Source organism: Streptomyces sp. NBC_01485 (assembly GCF_036227125.1).
Lineage (GTDB): Bacteria > Actinomycetota > Actinomycetes > Streptomycetales > Streptomycetaceae > Streptomyces.
Map to the genome: position 1 here is coordinate 5,897,207 of NZ_CP109435.1, position 18,944 is coordinate 5,916,150.

Genomic DNA, 18,944 nt, shown 5'->3' on the forward strand with positions numbered 1-18,944 from the left:
ACCGGAGATACCTGAGGTACTGGAGATACCGGAGGTACGACGATGATGCTGTACACGGTGTGTCACCCCGTCCCCACCTGCCCTTTACGGCATCAGGGTGGGCGACGGGACGGGGCCGTGTCACGTCGTGACACGGCCCCGTCGAGGAATGGCCAGAATGCGCCGTTCCGCTGATCTTTGTCGGCAGCGCCGTCAGTACCGCGGGCGGTTGAACCAGGCCGCGCCGGACGGGGCGATCATCGCCGCCGCCATGGTGCCCCCGAAGCCCATCCACAGCAGCGCCGACACCAGGGCGGCGGAGGAGCTCGCGCTGGCCGCGCTGATCAGGATGATGACGCCGAAGAGGGCGCCGAGGATGCCGTAGATCATCGTGGTGATGCGGATGCCCTGGCCGCCGCGGGTGAACTTGACGCCCAGCGTGATCGACAGCGCGGAGAGGCCGAGGAACAGCACCGCGATGAAGAAGATGATGCCGGCCCCGGCGTGGCCGATGTCGGAGAAGCCGTTGCTGCCGAAGGTGTCCTCGCCCGAGTTGGACACGTCGTTGATCGTGGCGGCGCCGAAGACGGCGAAGAGACCGGCCAGGATCTGGACGCCCGCCACGATGTAGAGCAGGACGCGCGCGGTGACCATCAGACCGGGCATGGTCTGCGGCAGCGCGTTGCCCCCCGGGTAACCCGGGTATCCGGGTTGCTGGGGGTAGCCGGGCTGCTGCGGGAATCCGTAGCCCTGCGGCGGGGGCGGGCCGACCGGCGCCGGGGGCTGCTGCGGGTAGCCGTAGCCCGGAGCGGTCGGGGGTTGCTGCGGCTGCTGGGGCGGCGGGCCGTAGGGGTTGTTCGGGTCGCCGAAACTCATGGCGGTCCTTCCTCCGTGTGCACTCGAGTGCGGGGACGACGGGCGGCCTGGTTCGGGGAAGGTCTACAGATGCGGTCGTCCCCCCGGTACTGCCCGCGGCACTGTGGCCTCAATCGTTCTGCAATGGCCGGTTTGTTGTCCAGCCGCATTCCGCTGCATTCCCGAGGTGTTGTGCAAGTGCAACATCATCGATCACGTACGGACAGGCCGGGTCATGTCAGGCCGGTGCCCTGCCCCCTTACGGTGTCACCCGGATGGGATCCGGATTTGATCCGGATTGGAACCGGGGGGCCGTCATCCGGGATGATGGGACCATGACCGCCCAGATTCTCGATGGCAAGGCCACCGCAGCCGAGATCAAGTCCGATCTGACCGCCCGCGTGGCGGCGCTGAAGGAGAAGGGCGTGACGCCCGGCCTCGGCACGATCCTCGTCGGCGCCGACCCCGGCAGCCAGAAGTACGTCGCCGGCAAGCACCGCGACTGCGCCGAGGTCGGCATCGCCTCCATCCAGCGCGAGCTGCCCGCCACGGCCTCCCAGGAGGAGATCGAGGCGGTCGTCCGCGAGCTGAACGACGACCCCACCTGCACCGGCTACATCGTCCAGCTCCCGCTGCCCAAGGGCATCGACGAGAACCGGATCCTGGAGCTCATGGACCCGGCCAAGGACGCCGACGGCCTGCACCCGATGAACCTCGGCAGGCTGGTCCTGGGCGAGCCCGCGCCGCTGCCCTGCACCCCCAACGGCGTGCTCACGCTGCTGCGCCGGTACGGCGTCGGGATCAAGGGCGCGGAGGTGGTGGTCGTCGGCCGCGGTGTGACCATCGGGCGTCCGATGCCGCTGCTGCTGACCCGGCGCAGCGAGAACGCGACGGTGACCCAGTGCCACACCGGCACCCGGGACCTCTCGGCGCACCTGAAGCGGGCCGACGTCATCGTCGCCGCCGCCGGTTCCGCCCATCTGGTCCGGGCCGAGGACGTCAAGCCGGGGGCGGCCGTCCTCGACGTCGGAGTGTCCCGCAACGCGGAGGGGAAGATCGTGGGCGACGTCCACCCGGACGTCCGCGAGGTGGCCGGCTGGATCTCCCCGAACCCGGGCGGCGTCGGCCCGATGACCCGTGCCCAACTGCTCGTCAACGTGGTCGAGGCGGCGGAGCGCAGTGTCGGCTGACGGCACCCAAGGCAAGGCCGAGGACGCCGTCGGCAAGGCGGATGGCGCCTCCGGTAAGGCGGATGGCGCCTCCGGTAAGGCCGAGGACAGGGACGACGTGGCTGACAGGGACGGTGTGGCCGGCATGGGCGATGTGGCTGACAAGGACGAGATCGAGGTGCGGGACCCGGTCAGCGCGCCGGACGCGCGCGGAGTGCCGCGCCGTACCACCCGCCGCTTCCCGAAGTTCACCCGGGACACCGCGCGCCCCGAGGGCGCCGGCCGGGCCGGACCCGGCGACGCCTTCACCTCCCGGCAGTGGCCGATCATCGCCGTCCTGGGCATCGTCGCGCTCGGTCTGCTGGTGACCGCGCTCGACGTGTTCCGGATCGGCACGATCCTGATCGGCGTCGGACTGCTGGTCGGCGCGGTCCTGCGCTGGCTGCTGCCCGGCGTCGGCATGCTCGCCGTCCGCTCCCGCTTCACCGACATCGCGACCTACGGTGTGCTGGGCACCGCGATCGTCCTGCTGTCGCTGATGGCCCAGCCCGACCCGTTGCTGCAGATCCCGGTCCTGAAGGACACCCTGCACTTCACGGTCAGCGGCTGACTCCCCCTCGGCATCCTCGTCGTCTACGGCGTCCTCGTCATCCTTGGCATCCTTGGCATCCTTGGCGTCTTCGGTCGATGTGGGCTCGTCGTGTCGATACGTTGATAGTTCGGGTATGTGTCCTGAATCGTCTTCGCGTCGGGTCTAACGTGACCACGGGGGGACTTGGCGGAGGGAGGGGGGTTCGATGCCTCGCTGGAGGGCCTTGCCCGATGAACTCGACCCGCAGGTAAGGGAGTTCGCCGAGCAGTTGCGGCGGATCGTGGACCGTACGGGACTGAGTCTGGCGGCGGTGGCCGACCGTACGGGCTACAGCAAGACGTCCTGGGAGCGTTACCTCGACGGGCGGCTGCTCGCGCCCAAGGGCGCGATCGTCGCGCTGGCCGAGGTCACCGGCACGCCGCCCATCCATCTGACCACCATGTGGGAGCTGGCCGAACGCGCCTGGAGCCGTTCGGAGATGCGGCACGACCGGACCATGGAGGCCGTCCGGATCGCCCAGGCGCGGGCCGCGCTGGGGGAGTTCGGGCCGCCGCCGCCCGAGGTGCGGGACGAGGCCGAGGCGCGGGTCGCGGTGACCCCGGGTGTCGCCGGACCGGCGGGGGTGTCGCCGACGATGCCGCCGTCGGTGCCGTCGTCGCAGGGTTCGCCCAGCGGTTCCGGTTCCGGTTCTGGTTCCGGTTCCTCCGGTGCCGGTCCGGGGCGGGTGGCGTTCTTTCTCGCCGGGGTGGTGGGGGTGGTGATCGTCGTCGTGGGGGCGTTCCTGCTGACCGACGGCGGGGATCCGAAGCAGGCGGTGGGAACCGTCAAGTCGCCTTCCCCGTCGGCCAGTTCGACGACCGTCCTGCCCTCCGGGGTGCTGTGCGGCGGCTCCGGCTGCACGGGCCGGGACGCGGAGGCGATGGGGTGCAGCGGCGACCTCGTGGAGACGTCGAAGAGCGCGACGGTCGGGGCGGTCCTGGTCGAGGTCCGCTACAGCAGAACCTGCGGGGCGGCCTGGGGCAGGATCACGCAGGCCGCGCCGGGGGACGGGGTGCGGGTGACCGTCGGGGCGGTGCGGCAGACCGGCGCCATCACGGTCGCCGGCGACACGATCGCGTACACGCCGATGGTGGCGGTGCGGAACGCGGCGGACGCGACGGCGTGCGCGGTGCTGGCGTCCGGGCAGCAGGGGTGCACGCCGTAGCGCCGTGGTACTTCGTAAAAAAAGTGGCGGCGGGCCAGGAATAGTCCCGTCCGGCCGGGGCACGCGAACCGTACCCCCACGGGAGTCCGGCACGGTCGGCCCCCCACCACGGCGGCCGCTCGGTCCTTCCCCCTCCCGGACCGGGCGGCCGCCGTTCTGTGGGCCGGGCCACACAACCCCGGGCGTCCGGCATCCCGGATGCGCGGTAGCCTGACCGCTGGATCGATCTCTTGATACCAAGAGATCGATCATTTGTACGTCCCACCCGGGGCAGGGACGCCCCACCGACTGCTGTCATACGGAGAACGCAATGACCCGCACTCCCGTGAACGTCACCGTCACCGGCGCGGCCGGCCAGATCGGTTACGCCCTGCTCTTCCGCATCGCCTCCGGCCAGTTGCTCGGCGCGGACGTGCCGGTCAAGCTGCGCCTGCTGGAGATCACCCCGGCGCTGAAGGCCGCCGAGGGCACCGCGATGGAGCTCGACGACTGCGCCTTCCCGCTGCTTCAGGGCATCGACATCACGGACGACCCGAACGTCGCCTTCGCCGGCACCAACGTCGCCCTCCTCGTCGGCGCCCGACCCCGCACCAAGGGCATGGAGCGCGGTGACCTCCTGGAGGCCAACGGCGGCATCTTCAAGCCGCAGGGCAAGGCCATCAACGACAACGCGGCGGACGACATCAAGGTCCTCGTCGTCGGCAACCCGGCCAACACCAACGCGCTCATCGCGCAGGCCGCCGCGCCCGACGTACCGGCCGAGCGTTTCACCGCGATGACCCGCCTCGACCACAACCGCGCGCTGACCCAGCTCGCGAAGAAGACGGGCTCGACGGTCGCCGACATCAAGCGGCTGACCATCTGGGGCAACCACTCGGCGACCCAGTACCCGGACATCTTCCACGCCACGATCGCCGGCAAGAACGCGGCCGAGGTCGTCGGCGACGAGAAGTGGCTCGCCGAGGACTTCATCCCGACCGTCGCCAAGCGCGGTGCGGCCATCATCGAGGCGCGCGGCGCGTCCTCGGCCGCCTCCGCCGCCAACGCGGCCATCGACCACGTCCACACGTGGGTCAACGGCACGGCCGACGGCGACTGGGCCTCCATGGGCATCCCGTCGGACGGTTCGTACGGCGTCCCCGAGGGCCTCATCTCGTCCTTCCCGGTCACCACGAAGGACGGCGTCTACGAGATCGTCCAGGGCCTGGACGTCAACGAGTTCTCCCGCGCCCGTATCGACGCGTCGGTGCAGGAGCTCGCGGAGGAGCGCGACGCGGTCCGCGCGCTCGGCCTCATCTGAGTTCGATCTCGTCCGAGTCGAGTCTCGTCCGAGTTCAGCAGACCCCCGACTCCCTGATCCCCGGGCAGCCGTCACCGCGGCCACCCGGGGATCGGTGCGTTCGTCGTAGGGAAATCGGATGGTTGCCGCGGGTCTATCCGCGGCCCGCCCTGGGCACGGTCCGTACGTGACCGATTACCGAGACGTGACACCGGCCTATCTCACGTTCCGCGTGACGGCCCAGGAGGGTCCGATCGCGGCCTTCGCCGAGCAGGAGGCGTGGGAGGCGACGAAACGCTATCCGGAGGTGATGGGCCTCGGCCTGCCGGAGTTCTTCCACGCGCGCGAGTGCGAGACGGGCGGCTGGGAGATCCTCGGCTACGGCAGCGGCACCCCGCAGGGCTCCCGGGACTCGCTCGGCCACCACTTCCGGATGCGGGCGAAGGACGCCGAGGACGCCGGTGAAGAGACCGCGCGGCGCAAGTGGACGGCGGCGGCGCTGCGGATGGACCGGGAGGTGGTGAACGACGTCCGGGTGCGCGGCGAACGCTTCCGGATCATCCGGACCTGCCGCTTCCTGCGGATGGGGCCGAACGGGCCCGAGCCGCCCCGCCCGTCCGACCGGGACACGGTGGAGGTGGGCGACGCGGACATGGAGGGCGCGACGGACCAGGGGTTCGTCATCGACCCGTACACCGGCGCGGGGCTCTCGGACAGCCTGCTGAAGCTGCAACTCCTGGAGTTCGCGGGCGTCTTGGGCGACTCCCCGCGGGACGTCGTGGAGGACTCCCGGCGGGCCCGGACCGAGTACCCCGGCGGGGTGCTCCTCCCGGCGGTGTTCATGATCTCCGAGCGGGAGGACGGCCATTGGCTGTCCTTCAACCCCGGTTGCTCCTACGCCACGCCGCAGGGGGCCCGTGACTCGCTCGCGGGGTGGCTGCGGGTCCAGGGGCCGTTCAGCCTCCGGCTCGACGAGGAGAAGCGCGCGGAGTTCGCCCGGCTGGCCGACCGGCTCGACGAGACCCGCTCCAACGTCCTCACCGTGGACGGCGTCCGCTACCGCGTCACCCGCGTCGAACGGCTCGTGCGCATCGGCCCCGACGGCCCCGAGGGGCCCCGTCCCTCCGACTTCGACCCCGAGCCGCCCGTCGAGGTCCAGACCCGGCAGCTCAAGGAGGAGGGGCTGTTGGAGGAGGAAGAGGACGACGACGGGCCGACCGAACTCAGCGAACGGGCCCAGGAGTACCTGCGGCTCTTCGAGGCGGAGCGGGACCGACGCGAGAAGCAGAAGCAGCAACAGAAACAACAGAAGCAGCAGCAGCAGGGACAGCAGCAGCAGAAGCAGCAGCAGAGCGAGCGGGGGCGTTAGGCTCCGGCGTCGCGTGGGAGGGGGCGGCCCGGTCCTGGTGTGGGCCGGGCCGCCGCCGACCCGAGCGGGGTGTGCCTTGGCGCCTAGTAACCGGCGGCGGGCTTGAAGTGGACCGGGATGTACTGGTCGTAGGACCGCTCGGCGGTGGCCGTGAAGTCGGCGCGCGTGACGATCGCGCAGCGCACGGTCTCACCGCAGACGACGCCGTCCGAGATCTCGGGCCTGAGGTTCAGCGTCGTGTCGAACGAGCCGCCGCTCCCGTACGGAATCGTGATCCCGGGCGTGCCGGTGCCGGTGTCGGTGATCCGGCGTGAGGACCCGTCCTCGGCCGCACGGCCGCCGAGGCAGGGGCCGGGCAGCGTGGTGTACGTGCGGGGATCGCCGACCCGGACGCCGTCGGGGATCACGCAGAACGCCAGGAAGACGCCCTGCGCCCGGTTGTACCCGGCGCCCTTGACCTGCACGGTGCCGCCGGCTGCGGGCAGCACGGTGGGGGTGGCGGCCAGCCGCAGCCGGAAGCTCTCGCCGTCGGCCGTGACGACCGTACGGTGCGCGTGGCCGGCCCACGGCGAGGCGCTCGCGCTCCCGGCCATGGGCAGCACCGCGGCGAGCCCGGCGACGGTGACGGCGAGCGCGCCGCGCAGCGACTTCTTGAGTCTGTTGGTGGGGGGTTTCATGTGGACGGAAGCCGTCCTTTCACTTATGCGCTAACTGTGAACATCTTGATCACCCATATGTCTAAAACACGACTCATCGGTACGCAATACCGACCAGGTTTGTTCACGATTTGCACACCACTCCACCTCAGAGGTCGGGGGCCCCGCCGCGCGAACATCGGTGAACGCTTCCTCCCGTATGTCCGCATTTTCAGTGACGCGGCGCACTTTCGGCCATGGATTGCGCATGCAACCGGAGGGTGGGGGCAGGTGACCGCGGTCCCCGAGAGTGCCCTGCGGGTGACACAGGGGGACTGAACAGGAACGGAAGGCAATACCGATCATGGCCGACAGGACGGAACAGCCGCAGCAGCGGGAGCAGCGGGAGCATCGGACGATTCACGTGGACGGCGAGTGGCTGGAAGCCGTCTCCGGCGCCACCCGGGAGATCCTCGACCCCGCCGACGGCAGGCCCTTCGCCGTGGTCGCCGAGGGGGACGAGAAGGACACCGATCTGGCGGTCGCGGCCGCCCGTGCCGCCTTCGGCGGTGGCGCGGGCGTCTGGCCGCGCACCCCCGTCGTCGAACGCGCCGCCCTGCTGCACCGCGTCGCCGACCTCCTCGTACGCGATCGCGAACGGCTCGGGCTGCTGGAGAGCCGGGACGCGGGCAAGACGCTCGAAGAGGGCCGGGTGGACATCGACTGCGTCGCCGACGCCTTTCGCTACTTCGCCGGGCTCGTCGTCGCCGAGGCCCCGGGGCGGGTCGTGGACGCGGGCACGGCCGACGTCCACAGCGTCGTCGTCCATGAACCGGTCGGTGTCTGTGCGCTGATCACGCCCTGGAACTACCCGCTGCTCCAGGCCAGTTGGAAGATCGCGCCCGCCCTTGCCGCCGGTAACACCTTCGTCGTCAAGCCGAGCGAGATCACCCCGCTGACGACGATCGCGCTGATCGACCTGCTCGTCGAGGCCGGGCTGCCCGCCGGGGTGGCGGGCATCGTCACCGGGCCCGGGCACACCGTCGGCGCCCGGCTCGCCGAGCATCCCGACGTCGGCCTCGTCTCCTTCACCGGCGGCCTGGCCAGCGGCACGAAGGTCGCTCAGGCGGCCGCCCCGACCGTCAAGAAGGTGGCGCTCGAACTCGGCGGCAAGAACCCCAACGTGGTCTTCGCCGACGCCTGTGCCACCGACGACGGCTTCGACACCGCCGTCGACCAGGCCCTCAACGCCGCCTTCATCCACAGCGGGCAGGTCTGCTCGGCGGGCTCCCGGCTCATCGTCGAGGAGTCCGTACGCGACCGTTTCGTCGCCGAACTCGCCCGCCGGGCAGGCCTGATCCGGCTGGGGCGCGGCACCGAGGACGGCGTCGAGTGCGGGCCGCTCGTCTCCGGGCAGCAGCGCGCCAGGACCGAGGCGTACGTCGCCTCCGCGCTCGCGGAGGGCGCGGTGCTGCGGGCCGGCGGCACGCGTCCGCAGCCCGCCCCGCACCGCCCGGAGTCCGGCTACTTCTACGAGCCGACCGTCCTCGACCACTGCCACCGCGAGATGCGGGTCGTGCGGGAGGAGGTCTTCGGGCCGGTCCTCACCGTCGAGACCTTCCGCACCGAGGACGAGGCCGTCGCGCTCGCCAACGACACCGAGTACGGCCTCGCGGGCGCCGTCTGGACCGCCGACGCGGGCCGGGCGCGGCGGGTCGCCGGCCGGCTGCGCCACGGCACCGTCTGGATCAACGACTTCCACCCCTACCTGCCGCAGGCGGAGTGGGGCGGCTTCGGGAAGAGCGGGGTGGGCCGCGAACTCGGCCCCGCCGGGCTCGCCGAGTACCGCGAGACCAAGCACGTGTATCAGAACCTCGCGCCGAGGCCGGTGCGCTGGTTCGCCGGCTGAGTTCCGTCGCCTCCCGTCGCCTCCCGCCGACCCCGCTCCCCCGGAAGACTTTCGCACGCCCCTGGAGTACCCCCATGTCCGAGAACACCCATGTCTACGACCGCGACCGCGACCGCGAATACGACTACGTCGTCGTCGGAGGTGGAACCGCCGGTTCCGTCATCGCCTCGCGGCTGACCGAGAACCCCGACACCACCGTCGCCGTCATCGAGGGCGGCCCCAGCGACGTCGGCCGGGACGACGTCCTCACCCTGCGCCGCTGGATGGGCCTGCTCGGCGGCGAGCTCGACTACGACTACCCGACCACCGAGCAGCCGCGCGGCAACTCCCACATCCGGCACAGCCGCGCCCGCGTCCTGGGCGGCTGTTCCTCCCACAACACGCTCATCGCGTTCAAGCCGCTGCCCTCCGACTTCGACGAGTGGGAGGCGGCCGGCGCCGAGGGCTGGGGCGCGGTCCCGATGGAGGAGTACTACGCGCGCCTGCTGAACAACATCGTCCCGGTCGACGAGAAGGACTGGAACGCCATCGCCCGCGACTTCGTCGAGGCGGCGCAGGAGGCGATCGGGGTTCCCCGTATCGAGGGCTTCAACCGGCAGCCGTTCACCGACGGCGTCGGCTTCTTCGACCTCGCCTACCACCCCGAGACCAACAAGCGCTCCAGCGCGTCGGTGGCCTACCTGCACCCGGTGCTGGACGAGCGGCCCAACCTGACGATCCTGCTGGAGACCTGGGCGTACCGGCTGGAGCTGGCCGGAACCCGGGCGCGGGGCGTGCACGTCCGCACGAAGGACGGCGAGGAGATCCTCGTACGGGCCCGCCGCGAGGTCGTGCTGTGCGCGGGAGCCGTCGACTCGCCCCGGCTGCTCCTGCACTCCGGCATCGGGCCGAAGGCCGACCTGGACGCGCTCGGCATCCCCGTCGTCCACGACCTGCCCGGCGTCGGCGAGAACCTCCTCGACCACCCCGAGTCGGTGATCGTCTGGGAGACCCACGGGCCGCTCCCGGAGAACTCCGCGATGGACTCCGACGCCGGTCTGTTCGTGCGCCGCGATCCCGAACACGCGGGACCCGACCTGATGTTCCACTTCTACCAGGTCCCCTTCACCGACAACCCGGAGCGCCTGGGCTACGAACGCCCGCCGCACGGCGTCTCGTTGACCCCCAACATCCCCAAGCCGAAGTCTCGTGGGCGGCTTTATCTGGAGAGCGCCGACCCGTCCGTGAAGCCCGCCCTCGACTTCCGCTACTTCACCGACGAGGACGACCACGACGGCCGCACTCTCGTCGACGGGATCCGCATCGCCCGCGAGATCGCGCGGACCGAGCCGCTCGCCGGCTGGCTCAAGCGCGAGGTGGCCCCCGGCCCGCACATCACGGGCGACGCGGAGCTCAGCGAGTACGCCCGCAAGGTCGCGCACACCGTGTACCACCCGGCGGGGACCTGCCGGATGGGGGCCGCAGACGACCAACTGGCCGTTGTCGACCCGAAGTTGCGCATCCGGGGCCTGGACGGCATCCGGATCGCCGATGCCTCCGTCTTCCCGACCATGCCCGCCGTGAACCCGATGATCGGCGTGCTGATGGTCGCCGAGCGGGCCGTGGATCTGATCGGAAGTGGTGCGTGATGAGTACGAGTGCTGATTCGACGAGTTCGACTGGTCCGACTGGTTCGACCGATTCGGCCCTGCCCGTCTTTTCGGTGAACGGGCTCTGGAAGGTCTTCGGGCCCAAGGCCGAACAGGTCCCCGCCGAGCCCGAGTTGGCTGGGCTGGCCCCCGCCGAGCTCCGCTCCCGCACCGGCTGCACGGCCGCCGTCCGGGACGTCTCCTTCGACGTCCGCAAGGGTGAGGTCTTCGTCGTGATGGGGCTGTCCGGCTCCGGTAAGTCCACCCTCGTGCGCTGTCTGACCCGGCTGATCGAGCCGACGGCCGGCACGATCGCCGTCGACGGTGAGGACGTCCGCGCGATGGACCGCACCCGGCTGCGCGAACTGCGCCGGCACCGCGCCGCGATGGTCTTCCAGCACTTCGGCCTCCTCCCGCACCGCACGGTCCTCGACAACGTGGCGTACGGCCTGGAGATCCAGGGCATGGGCCGCGCCGAGCGGCGGGCGCGCGCCAAGGAGGTCGTCGCGAAGGTCGGCCTGGACGGCATGGAGCAGCGCAGGCCCGCCCAGCTCTCCGGTGGCCAGCGGCAACGGGTGGGCCTGGCACGGGCGTTGGCCGCCGACCCGGAAGTCCTCCTGTTCGACGAGCCGTTCAGCGCGCTCGACCCGCTCATCCGGCGTGACATGCAGGAGGAGGTGGTCCGGCTGCACCGCGAGAAGGGCCGCACGATGGTCTTCATCACGCACGACCTCAGCGAGGCGCTGAAACTGGGCGACCGCATCGCCCTGATGCGCGACGGGCGGGTGGTGCAGTTGGGCACCCCCGAGGAGATCGTGGGCTCCCCGGCCGACGACTACGTCCGCGAGTTCGTCCGGGACGTCCCGCGCGAGCACGTGCTGACGGTGCGCAGGGTCATGCGGCCCGGTGGCTGCGGCGGCCCGGACCACACCGGCTCCCTCGCGGCGGACGCGGTGGTCGCCGAGGCGATCAAGGTCGTCGCCCGCAGCGGCAGGCCCGCCTGTGTCGTGGCGGACGGCCGCTGTCTGGGCGTCGTAGACCAGGAACGACTGCTCGACGTGGTGGCCGGAACGGAGCTCCCCGCCGACGCCGGAACGGCGCTCCCCAAGGAGGCGGTCTCCACGAAGGAGCTCCCCAAGGAGGCGGTCTGATGGCCACGCTGACCACCCCCGCGCCCCGGCTCGCCGCCCTGCCCGGCTTCCTCCGGCACCAGGCGGTCCGCAAGCTGCTGCTCCTCGCGCTCGCCGCCGCCGTCCTCGTACCGTTGGCCAACGCCCGTTGGTCCAGCGGGAGTTGGCCCGCTACGCTCACCGTCGACCTCACCAAACCCCTCACCGGCGCCAGCGACTGGATCATCGACAACCGCGACAGCCACCCCCTGTTCCTCTACTTCTTCGGCCACCTCAGCAACGGCGTCGTCCTCTCCGTGCGCGCCGTCTACCTGGTGCTGCTCGGCGCCGGCTGGGCCGGTGTCACGGCGGCGGGCGCGCTGATCGCCTGGCGGGTGGCCGGGGTGCGGCTCGCGCTCGGCACGGCGGCCGCGTTCCTGGCCTGCGGCCTGCTCGGCATGTGGGTGCCGACGATGCAGACGCTCGCCCTGATGGTCGTCGCCGTCCTCGCGTCGGTCGTCGTGGGCGTGCTGCTCGGCCTGGCCGGCGGGCTCTCCGAGCGCCTCGACCGCGCCCTGCGCCCGGTCCTGGACACCATGCAGGTGCTGCCCGCCTTCGCGTACCTCCTGCCGGTCGTGCTGGTCTTCGGCATCGGCGTCCCGGCGGCCGTCCTGGCCACCGTCGTCTACGCCGCCCCGCCCATGGCCCGGCTCACCGCGCTCGGTCTGCGCGGCGCCGACAAGGAGGTCCTGGAGGCGGTCGACTCGCTGGGCGCGACCGCGCGCCAGCGCCTGCTGACCGCCCGGATCCCGCTGGCCCGCAAGGAACTCCTGCTCGGCCTCAACCAGACGATCATGATGGCGCTGTCGATGGCGGTCATCGCGTCGGTGATCGGCGCGGGCGGCCTCGGCGACCGCGTCTACCAGGCTCTGGCCTCGGTCGACGTGGGCGCGGCCCTCGCCGCCGGCATCCCGATCGTGCTGCTCGCGGTCGTCCTGGACCGCGTCACGGCGGCCGCCGGTGACGGGAGCGACGGCAGCTACGGGAGCGGCGGAGGTGACGGCCCCGCCCGGTGGACCGCGTGGGCGTACGCCGGTGCCGCCGCCGTGGCCGTGGCCCTCACCGGACGCGTGGCCGGCCGGCTCGACTGGCCCGACGCCTGGACGGTGCCCATCGCCGCCCCGGTCAACGACGCCGTCGGCTGGATGACCGACCACCTCTACTCCGGGGTGCCCGTCGTCGGCGGCACCGCCGACTGGGCCGGCCGTTTCACTACCTGGGTCCTCGACCCCGTACGGGACGGCCTCCAGGGGCTGCCCTGGTGGGCGGTGCTGCTGCTGGTCGCCGCGATCGCCTGGCCGATCGGCACTTGGCGCACCGCGCTGACCGCCGTCCTCGCGCTCGCCGCGACCGGTGTGCTCGGCGTGTGGGAACCGTCCCTGGACACCCTGTCCCAGGTGCTGGCCGCGGTCGCCGTCACCCTCGTCCTGGGCTTCGCGACCGGTATCGCCGCCGCCCGCAGCGACCGCGTCGAACGGCTGCTGCGCCCCGTCCTGGACGTGTTCCAGACGATGCCGCAGTTCGTGTACCTGATCCCGGTCGTCGCCCTGTTCGGCGTCGGGCGCGCCCCCGCCGTCGCGGCGGCCGTCGTGTACGCGCTGCCCGCCGTCGTACGCATCACCACGCAGGGCCTGCGGCAGGTCGACCCGGCGGCGATGGAGTCGGCCCGGTCCCTCGGCGCGACCGGCGCGCAGCAACTGCGTCAGGTCCAACTCCCGCTCGCCCGACCAGCGTTGCTGCTCGCCGTGAACCAGGGCGTGGTCCTCGTCCTCGCCGTCGTCATCATCGGCGGCCTGGTCGGCGGCGGCGCGCTCGGCTACGAGGCCGTCTTCGGGCTCGCCCAGGGCGACCTGGCGACCGGTCTGGTGGCCGGCGCCGCGATCGTCTGCCTCGGCCTGATGCTCGACCGGGTGACCCAGCCCGCCGACCGGCGCACGAAGAAGGGAGCGTGACATGCGAGTTCGTATGACCTGTCCGGTGGCCGTGACGGCGTCCCTCGTCCTGCTGACCGGCTGCGGCGCCGCCGACATGACCAAGCAGGCGTCCCCCTTCGCGAACGCCCGGGGCACGAAGACGGTGACCCTCTCCGTCCAGTCCTGGGTGGGCGCGCAGTCCAACGTCGCCGTGGCCCAGTACCTCCTGGAGCACAAGCTCGGCTACCGCGTCGACACCGTGCAGGTCGACGAGATCCCCGCCTGGGACGCGCTCAGCCAGGGCCGGGTCGACGCGATCCTGGAGGACTGGGGCCACCCCGACCAGGAGAAGCGGTACGTCGACGACAAGAAGACGATCGCGCGCGGCGGCGAACTCGGCGTCACCGGGCACATCGGCTGGTACGTCCCCACGTACTTCGCCAAGCAGCACCCCGACGTCACGAACTGGAAGAACCTCAACAAGTACGCGTCGCAGTTCCGCACCGCCGAGAGCGGCGGCAAGGGTCAGCTCATGGACGGCTCCCCGTCCTACGTCACCAACGACAAGGCCCTGGTGGACAACCTGAACCTGGACTACCAGGTCGTGTTCGCCGGTTCGGAGGCCGCGCAGATCACCCAGATCCGCCGGTTCGCCAAGGAGAGGAAGCCCTTCCTGACGTACTGGTACGCCCCGCAGTGGCTGCTGAAGAAGGTCCCGATGACGGAGGTGAAGCTCCCGGCCTACAAGGAGGGCTGCGACGCCGACCCGGCGAAGGTGACCTGCGGCTACCCGCACACCCCGCTGCAGAAGTACCTCAACGCGGACTTCGCGAAGGACGGCGGCAAGGCGGCGGCCTTCCTGAAGAAGTTCAGGTGGACGACGGAGGACCAGAACGAGGTCTCCCTGATGATCGCCGACCAGAAACTGACCCCGGAGCAGGCGTCGGAAAAGTGGGTGGACTCGCACGCGTCCACATGGAAGAAGTGGCTATAGTCAGCCTATGAGCAACAGCGATCAGATATCCCGTGTGGCCCTGAAGAAAATCACCCCCGACGTTTCCAAGGCGATGGGTTCCCTGCACGTCGCCGCTGTTTCCGCCGCGGCAGACGCGAAGGTCGAGCCGGAACTCCTCGAACTGGTCAGGATCCGCGCCTCCCAGCTCAACGGCTGCGCGTTCTGCCTCGACATGCACACGAAGGACGCCCGTGCCCAGGACGAGACCGAACAGCGCATCTACGCCCTGAACGCCTGGCGGGAGACCCCCTTCTTCACCGAACGGGAGCGCGCCGCACTGGCGTTGACGGAAGCGGTGACCTTCGTCGCCGACGGGCATGTGCCGGACGACGTCTACGCCGAGGCGGCGGCGGTCTTCGACGAGGCGCAGATCGCGGCGCTCATCTGGGCGGCCACCGTCATCAACGCGTACAACCGGATCGCGATCGCGACGCGCATGGTTCCGGGGGCTTATCAGCCCGCGAAGAAGTAACAGGGCAAGAGGTAATGCAGGGCAAGAGGTAATGCAGGGCGAGAAGTAATGCGGAATTCGGGCATCGGCGGTATTCGCCGATGCCCGTCGCGTTGTGGGCGCTATGGGTTCTGTAGGTTCCCTTGGCTCTATGGGTTTCCTGTATTCGGCAGCGGTTCCGGCAATTCGTCCAGCCACCTGCGCCATTCCTCCGCCCGCACCGCAGGACCGGCCGTCATCGGCTCGCCGGTCCAGCCCGTCACCGGCCGGATCCCGTGCAGCGCGTTCACGAGCCACACCTCGCGGCCGGCCAGCTCGGTCACGGTCCGTTCGCGGTGGGCGGTGCGGATCCCGGAGTGGAGCGCGCGTTCCTGGATGAGTGCGGCGGTCACTCCGGGCAGGTGAGGCAGTCGGGGCGGCGGCTGGCACAGGGTGTCGTCCTCCCACCACAGCACGCTCGCCGTCGCCGACTCCAGGACCGCTCCGGACGGATCGACCAGCATCCCGTCCTGAGCCCCTTCGTCGATCGCCCGCTCCCGCACCCGGGCCAGGACGTCCAGGTCCGGCCCCTTGCGGCGGGGCGCGGTCCGCCGGTCCGGCTGGCCGACGGACCAGAGGCGTATCGCGGTGCCGAGCGGCGGGGCGTGCCGCAGCCGCAGTCTCAACTCCAGGGAGCCGGCGGTCAGTTCGACCCGGGGAAACCACTCGCCGGTGCGCGGCAGCGCGGCGGTCACGTCCTGCCAGAACTGGACGAGCCGACGCGGCCCCGATCCGCCGCCGTCCGAGCCCTTCACGTACTCCGCGCAGGCCCGCAGAAACCGCTCCCGGTGGCGGCCGTACCCGCGCACCCGGCCGTCGCGCACCAGCCACGAGTCGGCGACCAGCAGAGGCCCGTCCGCCACGGATTCCGGTTCGGCGGTCAGCCCACGACTGAGCGTCCAGGTCAACAGCCCTTCACCCACGGTCGGTCGTGTGCCCGTATGTGTAGCCGTAGCCACTCGATCCCTCCTCAGTACTTCCCGCCCGCCACCGCCGGCGCCCCGCCCCGGGGTCCGTACGGCGCGTGCTCCAGCCATGAGCCGCACGACGGCAGCACGGGCGCGAGGGCCGCCGCCGCACGCTGCCTGAGGCGGACGATCCGGCGTCGTGGCCGCAGATGGTCCAGGGCGACCCCGGCGGCCTCGCTGTTGAACAGGCCCGCGGCCCGCCGTACGTCCGCGAAACCGGCCACCGCCTCCGCCGTCCCGGCCGCCACGGCCTGCGCCGCCGCCGCCGCGTCCGCGATGCCGCTGTTCATGCCACGCGCGCCGAACGGCGGGAACAGGTGCGCCGCCTCCCCGACGAGCAGCACCCGGCCGTGCGGATCCGTGAAGGAGGCGGCGACCTTGCGCAGGAAGCGGTACGTCGACACCCACAGGACGCGGTCGGCGTACCCGTCGCCCACGACGCCGGGCAGCCACTTCCGTACGGCGTCCTCGGTGCCGTAGGCCTCCTCCAGGTCGTCGTCGCGGCACTGGAGGTCGACCTGGAAGCCGCCGGTGAACGGCACCCGCATCACGCTGCGGCCGCCGACGCCCGGATGCTCGTAGTGGAAGACGCGCTCCAGCGGCAGTTCGGCGTCCGGTACGTCCGCCACGTCGACGACGACGTGGAAGCCCTCGCCGCGTACGCCCTCCATGGCGATGCCCAGCGCGTGCCGGACGGCCGAGCGGGCGCCGTCGGCGGCGACGACGTACCTGGCGCTCCACTCGCGCCCGTGCTCGCCGACGAGCGTGACCCCCGACCCGGACGTGTGGACGCCCGTGACCCGCGCCGCCCAGACGAACTCCACCCCCGCCCGCACGCACGCGGCGCGCAGGAACCGCTCGGTGTCCACCTGACGCAGACTGGTGAACGGCGGCAGCCCGGACGGCGGCGGGAAGGTGCGCGCGTACACCTCGCGGCCCCGGTAGAGGGTGCGCCGGGTGTGCCAGGTCCGGCCGTACGACGTGATCTCGGCGGCCAGCCCCGGGCACATCCCGTCGAGTGACCGCAGGGTCTCCCTGTGCACGAACAGGGCGCGGCTGCCCGGCCGTTCGCGGTCCTCGGGGTCCGCCTCCAGCAGCACGACCGGCAGCCCGTGCGCGCGCAGGCCGAGCGCGGCCGACAGGCCGACCGGGCCCGCGCCCACCACGATCACGGGGTTCACGCGCGCACGCCCACCGGCGTCCCGGCGAGCCTCTCGGTCAGCATGCGGGTGATCTCCACCCGCTTCACCTTCCAGGTCGCGGTCATCGGCAGTTCCTCGAACCGCCACTGCCGGGGCTCGGCCATCGCGGGCAGATCGGCCGTCGCCTCGCGCCAGCGCTCCGGATCCAGTGGCCGTTCTCCGCGTACGCACACCACCGGCACCGGTTCGCGGTCCGCGCCCGGCACGATGACGACCTCACGGAGTTCCTCCAGCCGCTCCATCAGCGCGTCCTCGACCGCCAGATTGCTGTGCACGGCGTCGATCTGGTCGATCTCACGGTCGGTCAGGTGCAGGGCGCCCAGCCGGCTCATGTAGCCCATGTCGCCCATCTGCCACCATCCGCCGTCGAGTTGGCGGTCGTACTGCGCCCGCGCGCCCAGGTAGGTGAGGATGCGGCCCCTGGTGCGGGCCTCGATCCGTCCGGGCGTGCCCGGCGCGACCCGCCTGCCGTCGGCGTCCGCGATCCGGACCCGGGTGAACCCGGGGATGCCGATGCCGACCCGCCGCCCGTCCGCCCGTGCCGCGCTGCGCCGGGTGAACCACTGGAACGCGACCGGCCCCGTCTCGCTCTGCCCGTAGAGCTGGATCAGCCAGGGCGCCCGGCGCTTCGACGCGCCCAGCAACCGCCGTACGGTGCGCGGGTGGATGGCGTCGAAGGTGGAGCCGTACGACTTCACGCGGGACAGCGGAGCGCCGGGCGCGTCGGCCAATTCCTCCCACAGGACGAAGGTGTTGGGGTGGGTCTCCACGATGCCGGGCCGGTGGCGGACCAACAGCGGTCCCACGGAGGCCGGTTCGGGGTCGGTGATCAGCACGAGCGGGCTGCCGAAGTGCAGCAGGACGCCGAGCAGATGGTAGAAGCGCGAGTGCACGAACGACATGTGCAGCGCGGCCGTCTCACCGCGCGTGGGCCAGCCCATCGCCTGCTGCGGGACGAGCCGGTTCCACATGGTGTTCGGGCAGTGCACGGCGAGCTTGGGGACGCCGGTGGTGCCCGAGCTGTGGGTGATCAGGGCGGGCTCGCGGGGGTGCAGCCGTACAGGGACGGGGGGTTCGGCGTCGGCGTACTTCGCCAGGGGTTCGGCGTCGGTGCCCGGCGCGTCGTCCACGGAGAGGGTCCGGCGGACCAGCGCGGAGAGTTCGACGTCCGCGAGCGGGCCGGCCAGTTTGGCGCGGTCGGTGACCAGCCACGGCTGCCGCAGCCGTCCGAGGAGCTGTCCGACGACCGGCCCGGCCAGGCCGGGGGAGAGGAGGACGGGGACCGCGCCGATACGGGAGACCGCGCAGGTCAGCAGCACGATGTCGACGTTGTCCGTCTTGTGGACGACCACCTGTTCCGAGGGTCGCACCCCGGCCGCCCACAGCCGTCCCGACAGGTCCTCGACGACGTCGGCCAGGGCCGTGTAGTCGAGGTCGACCCCGCGCGCGGGGTGGGTGTCCAGCGGCCGGTCCAGGGTGACGAAGACGGCGCCGTGGCGGTCGGCCGCCCGCCGGAACAGCGGGCCCAGATAGAACCCGCGGTCGGCGAGCAGGGGTTGCTGCGACAT

At 71.5% G+C, this 18,944-nt stretch carries 16 protein-coding genes; 11 read left to right on the forward strand and 5 right to left on the reverse strand.

Annotated elements, in window-relative coordinates:
* Positions 1 to 192 precede the first annotated feature (192 nt).
* Positions 193 to 855 (reverse strand): hypothetical protein, encoded by a 663-nt coding sequence (locus OG352_RS26775; RefSeq protein WP_329220363.1) that lies wholly within the window; start codon positions 853 to 855, stop codon positions 193 to 195.
* 314 nt (positions 856 to 1,169) lie between these two features.
* On the opposite strand from OG352_RS26775, the gene OG352_RS26780 reads away from it, so the two are divergent.
* From OG352_RS26780 to OG352_RS26800, 5 genes are all read left to right on the forward strand, one after another.
* Positions 1,170 to 2,024, forward strand: a complete 855-nt coding sequence (locus OG352_RS26780) for a bifunctional methylenetetrahydrofolate dehydrogenase/methenyltetrahydrofolate cyclohydrolase (protein WP_329220365.1) — start codon at positions 1,170 to 1,172, stop codon at positions 2,022 to 2,024.
* Positions 2,025 to 2,148: 124 nt separating this feature from the next.
* A complete protein-coding gene (locus OG352_RS26785) occupies positions 2,149 to 2,613 on the forward strand; it encodes a DUF3017 domain-containing protein (protein ID WP_329223978.1) in 465 nt (154 codons plus the stop codon).
* A 205-nt stretch (positions 2,614 to 2,818) separates the two neighbouring features.
* Positions 2,819 to 3,799 (forward strand): helix-turn-helix domain-containing protein, encoded by a 981-nt coding sequence (locus tag OG352_RS26790; protein ID WP_329220366.1) that lies wholly within the window; start codon positions 2,819 to 2,821, stop codon positions 3,797 to 3,799.
* Positions 3,800 to 4,109: 310 nt separating this feature from the next.
* A complete protein-coding gene (locus tag OG352_RS26795) occupies positions 4,110 to 5,099 on the forward strand; it encodes a malate dehydrogenase (protein WP_329220367.1) in 990 nt (329 codons plus the stop codon).
* 166 nt (positions 5,100 to 5,265) lie between these two features.
* Positions 5,266 to 6,447, forward strand: a complete 1,182-nt coding sequence (locus tag OG352_RS26800; RefSeq protein ID WP_329220369.1) for a DUF5954 family protein — start codon at positions 5,266 to 5,268, stop codon at positions 6,445 to 6,447.
* Between the two features lie 83 nt (positions 6,448 to 6,530).
* On the opposite strand, the gene OG352_RS26805 is transcribed toward OG352_RS26800, so the two are convergent.
* On the reverse strand, positions 6,531 to 7,124 hold the full coding sequence (locus OG352_RS26805; protein ID WP_329220371.1) for a hypothetical protein: 594 nt from the start codon (positions 7,122 to 7,124) through the stop codon (positions 6,531 to 6,533).
* Positions 7,125 to 7,446: 322 nt separating this feature from the next.
* Here OG352_RS26805 and OG352_RS26810 point away from each other — a divergent pair, with 322 nt between their 5' ends.
* From OG352_RS26810 to OG352_RS26835, 6 genes are all read left to right on the forward strand, one after another.
* Complete coding sequence (locus OG352_RS26810) at positions 7,447 to 8,991, forward strand: aldehyde dehydrogenase family protein (protein ID WP_329220372.1); 1,545 nt, start codon at positions 7,447 to 7,449, stop codon at positions 8,989 to 8,991.
* 74 nt (positions 8,992 to 9,065) lie between these two features.
* Positions 9,066 to 10,619 (forward strand): GMC family oxidoreductase, encoded by a 1,554-nt coding sequence (locus OG352_RS26815; RefSeq protein ID WP_329220373.1) that lies wholly within the window; start codon positions 9,066 to 9,068, stop codon positions 10,617 to 10,619.
* A complete protein-coding gene (locus OG352_RS26820) occupies positions 10,619 to 11,770 on the forward strand; it encodes a quaternary amine ABC transporter ATP-binding protein (RefSeq protein WP_329220375.1) in 1,152 nt (383 codons plus the stop codon). Before OG352_RS26815 ends, OG352_RS26820 begins: the two co-directional genes overlap by 1 nt.
* Positions 11,770 to 13,740, forward strand: coding sequence for an ABC transporter permease (locus tag OG352_RS26825; protein ID WP_329220376.1), 1,971 nt, complete (start codon positions 11,770 to 11,772; stop codon positions 13,738 to 13,740). The genes OG352_RS26820 and OG352_RS26825 overlap by 1 nt, the downstream gene beginning before the upstream one ends.
* A gap of 1 nt (position 13,741) precedes the next feature.
* Positions 13,742 to 14,695, forward strand: a complete 954-nt coding sequence (locus tag OG352_RS26830) for an ABC transporter substrate-binding protein (RefSeq protein ID WP_329220378.1) — start codon at positions 13,742 to 13,744, stop codon at positions 14,693 to 14,695.
* 7 nt (positions 14,696 to 14,702) lie between these two features.
* Positions 14,703 to 15,188 (forward strand): carboxymuconolactone decarboxylase family protein, encoded by a 486-nt coding sequence (locus OG352_RS26835; protein ID WP_329220379.1) that lies wholly within the window; start codon positions 14,703 to 14,705, stop codon positions 15,186 to 15,188.
* Positions 15,189 to 15,316: 128 nt separating this feature from the next.
* On the opposite strand, the gene OG352_RS26840 is transcribed toward OG352_RS26835, so the two are convergent.
* The 3 genes from OG352_RS26840 to OG352_RS26850 are packed head-to-tail and all read right to left on the reverse strand — an operon-like array spanning position 15,317 to position 18,944.
* Entirely contained in the window at positions 15,317 to 16,129 is an 813-nt protein-coding gene (locus OG352_RS26840; protein WP_329220381.1) for an aminotransferase class IV, read from the reverse strand.
* 47 nt (positions 16,130 to 16,176) lie between these two features.
* Positions 16,177 to 17,355 (reverse strand): FAD-dependent monooxygenase, encoded by a 1,179-nt coding sequence (locus OG352_RS26845; protein WP_329220383.1) that lies wholly within the window; start codon positions 17,353 to 17,355, stop codon positions 16,177 to 16,179.
* Entirely contained in the window at positions 17,352 to 18,944 is a 1,593-nt protein-coding gene (locus OG352_RS26850; RefSeq protein WP_329220385.1) for a class I adenylate-forming enzyme family protein, read from the reverse strand. Before OG352_RS26850 ends, OG352_RS26845 begins: the two co-directional genes overlap by 4 nt.

What these genes read in the sequence shown, in the direction of transcription:
- OG352_RS26775 (WP_329220363.1), bottom strand. Translation starts at nt 855, where the DNA reads ATGAGTTTCGGCGACCCGAACAACCCCTACGGCCCGCCGCCCCAGCAG.
- OG352_RS26780 (WP_329220365.1), top strand. Translation starts at nt 1,170, where the DNA reads ATGACCGCCCAGATTCTCGATGGCAAGGCCACCGCAGCCGAGATCAAG.
- OG352_RS26785 (WP_329223978.1), top strand. Translation starts at nt 2,149, where the DNA reads ATGGGCGATGTGGCTGACAAGGACGAGATCGAGGTGCGGGACCCGGTC.
- OG352_RS26795 (WP_329220367.1), top strand. Translation starts at nt 4,110, where the DNA reads ATGACCCGCACTCCCGTGAACGTCACCGTCACCGGCGCGGCCGGCCAG.
- OG352_RS26805 (WP_329220371.1), bottom strand. Translation starts at nt 7,124, where the DNA reads ATGAAACCCCCCACCAACAGACTCAAGAAGTCGCTGCGCGGCGCGCTC.
- OG352_RS26810 (WP_329220372.1), top strand. Translation starts at nt 7,447, where the DNA reads ATGGCCGACAGGACGGAACAGCCGCAGCAGCGGGAGCAGCGGGAGCAT.
- OG352_RS26815 (WP_329220373.1), top strand. Translation starts at nt 9,066, where the DNA reads ATGTCCGAGAACACCCATGTCTACGACCGCGACCGCGACCGCGAATAC.
- OG352_RS26820 (WP_329220375.1), top strand. Translation starts at nt 10,619, where the DNA reads ATGAGTACGAGTGCTGATTCGACGAGTTCGACTGGTCCGACTGGTTCG.
- OG352_RS26825 (WP_329220376.1), top strand. Translation starts at nt 11,770, where the DNA reads ATGGCCACGCTGACCACCCCCGCGCCCCGGCTCGCCGCCCTGCCCGGC.
- OG352_RS26830 (WP_329220378.1), top strand. Translation starts at nt 13,742, where the DNA reads ATGCGAGTTCGTATGACCTGTCCGGTGGCCGTGACGGCGTCCCTCGTC.
- OG352_RS26835 (WP_329220379.1), top strand. Translation starts at nt 14,703, where the DNA reads ATGAGCAACAGCGATCAGATATCCCGTGTGGCCCTGAAGAAAATCACC.
- OG352_RS26850 (WP_329220385.1), bottom strand. Translation starts at nt 18,944, where the DNA reads ATGTCGCAGCAACCCCTGCTCGCCGACCGCGGGTTCTATCTGGGCCCG.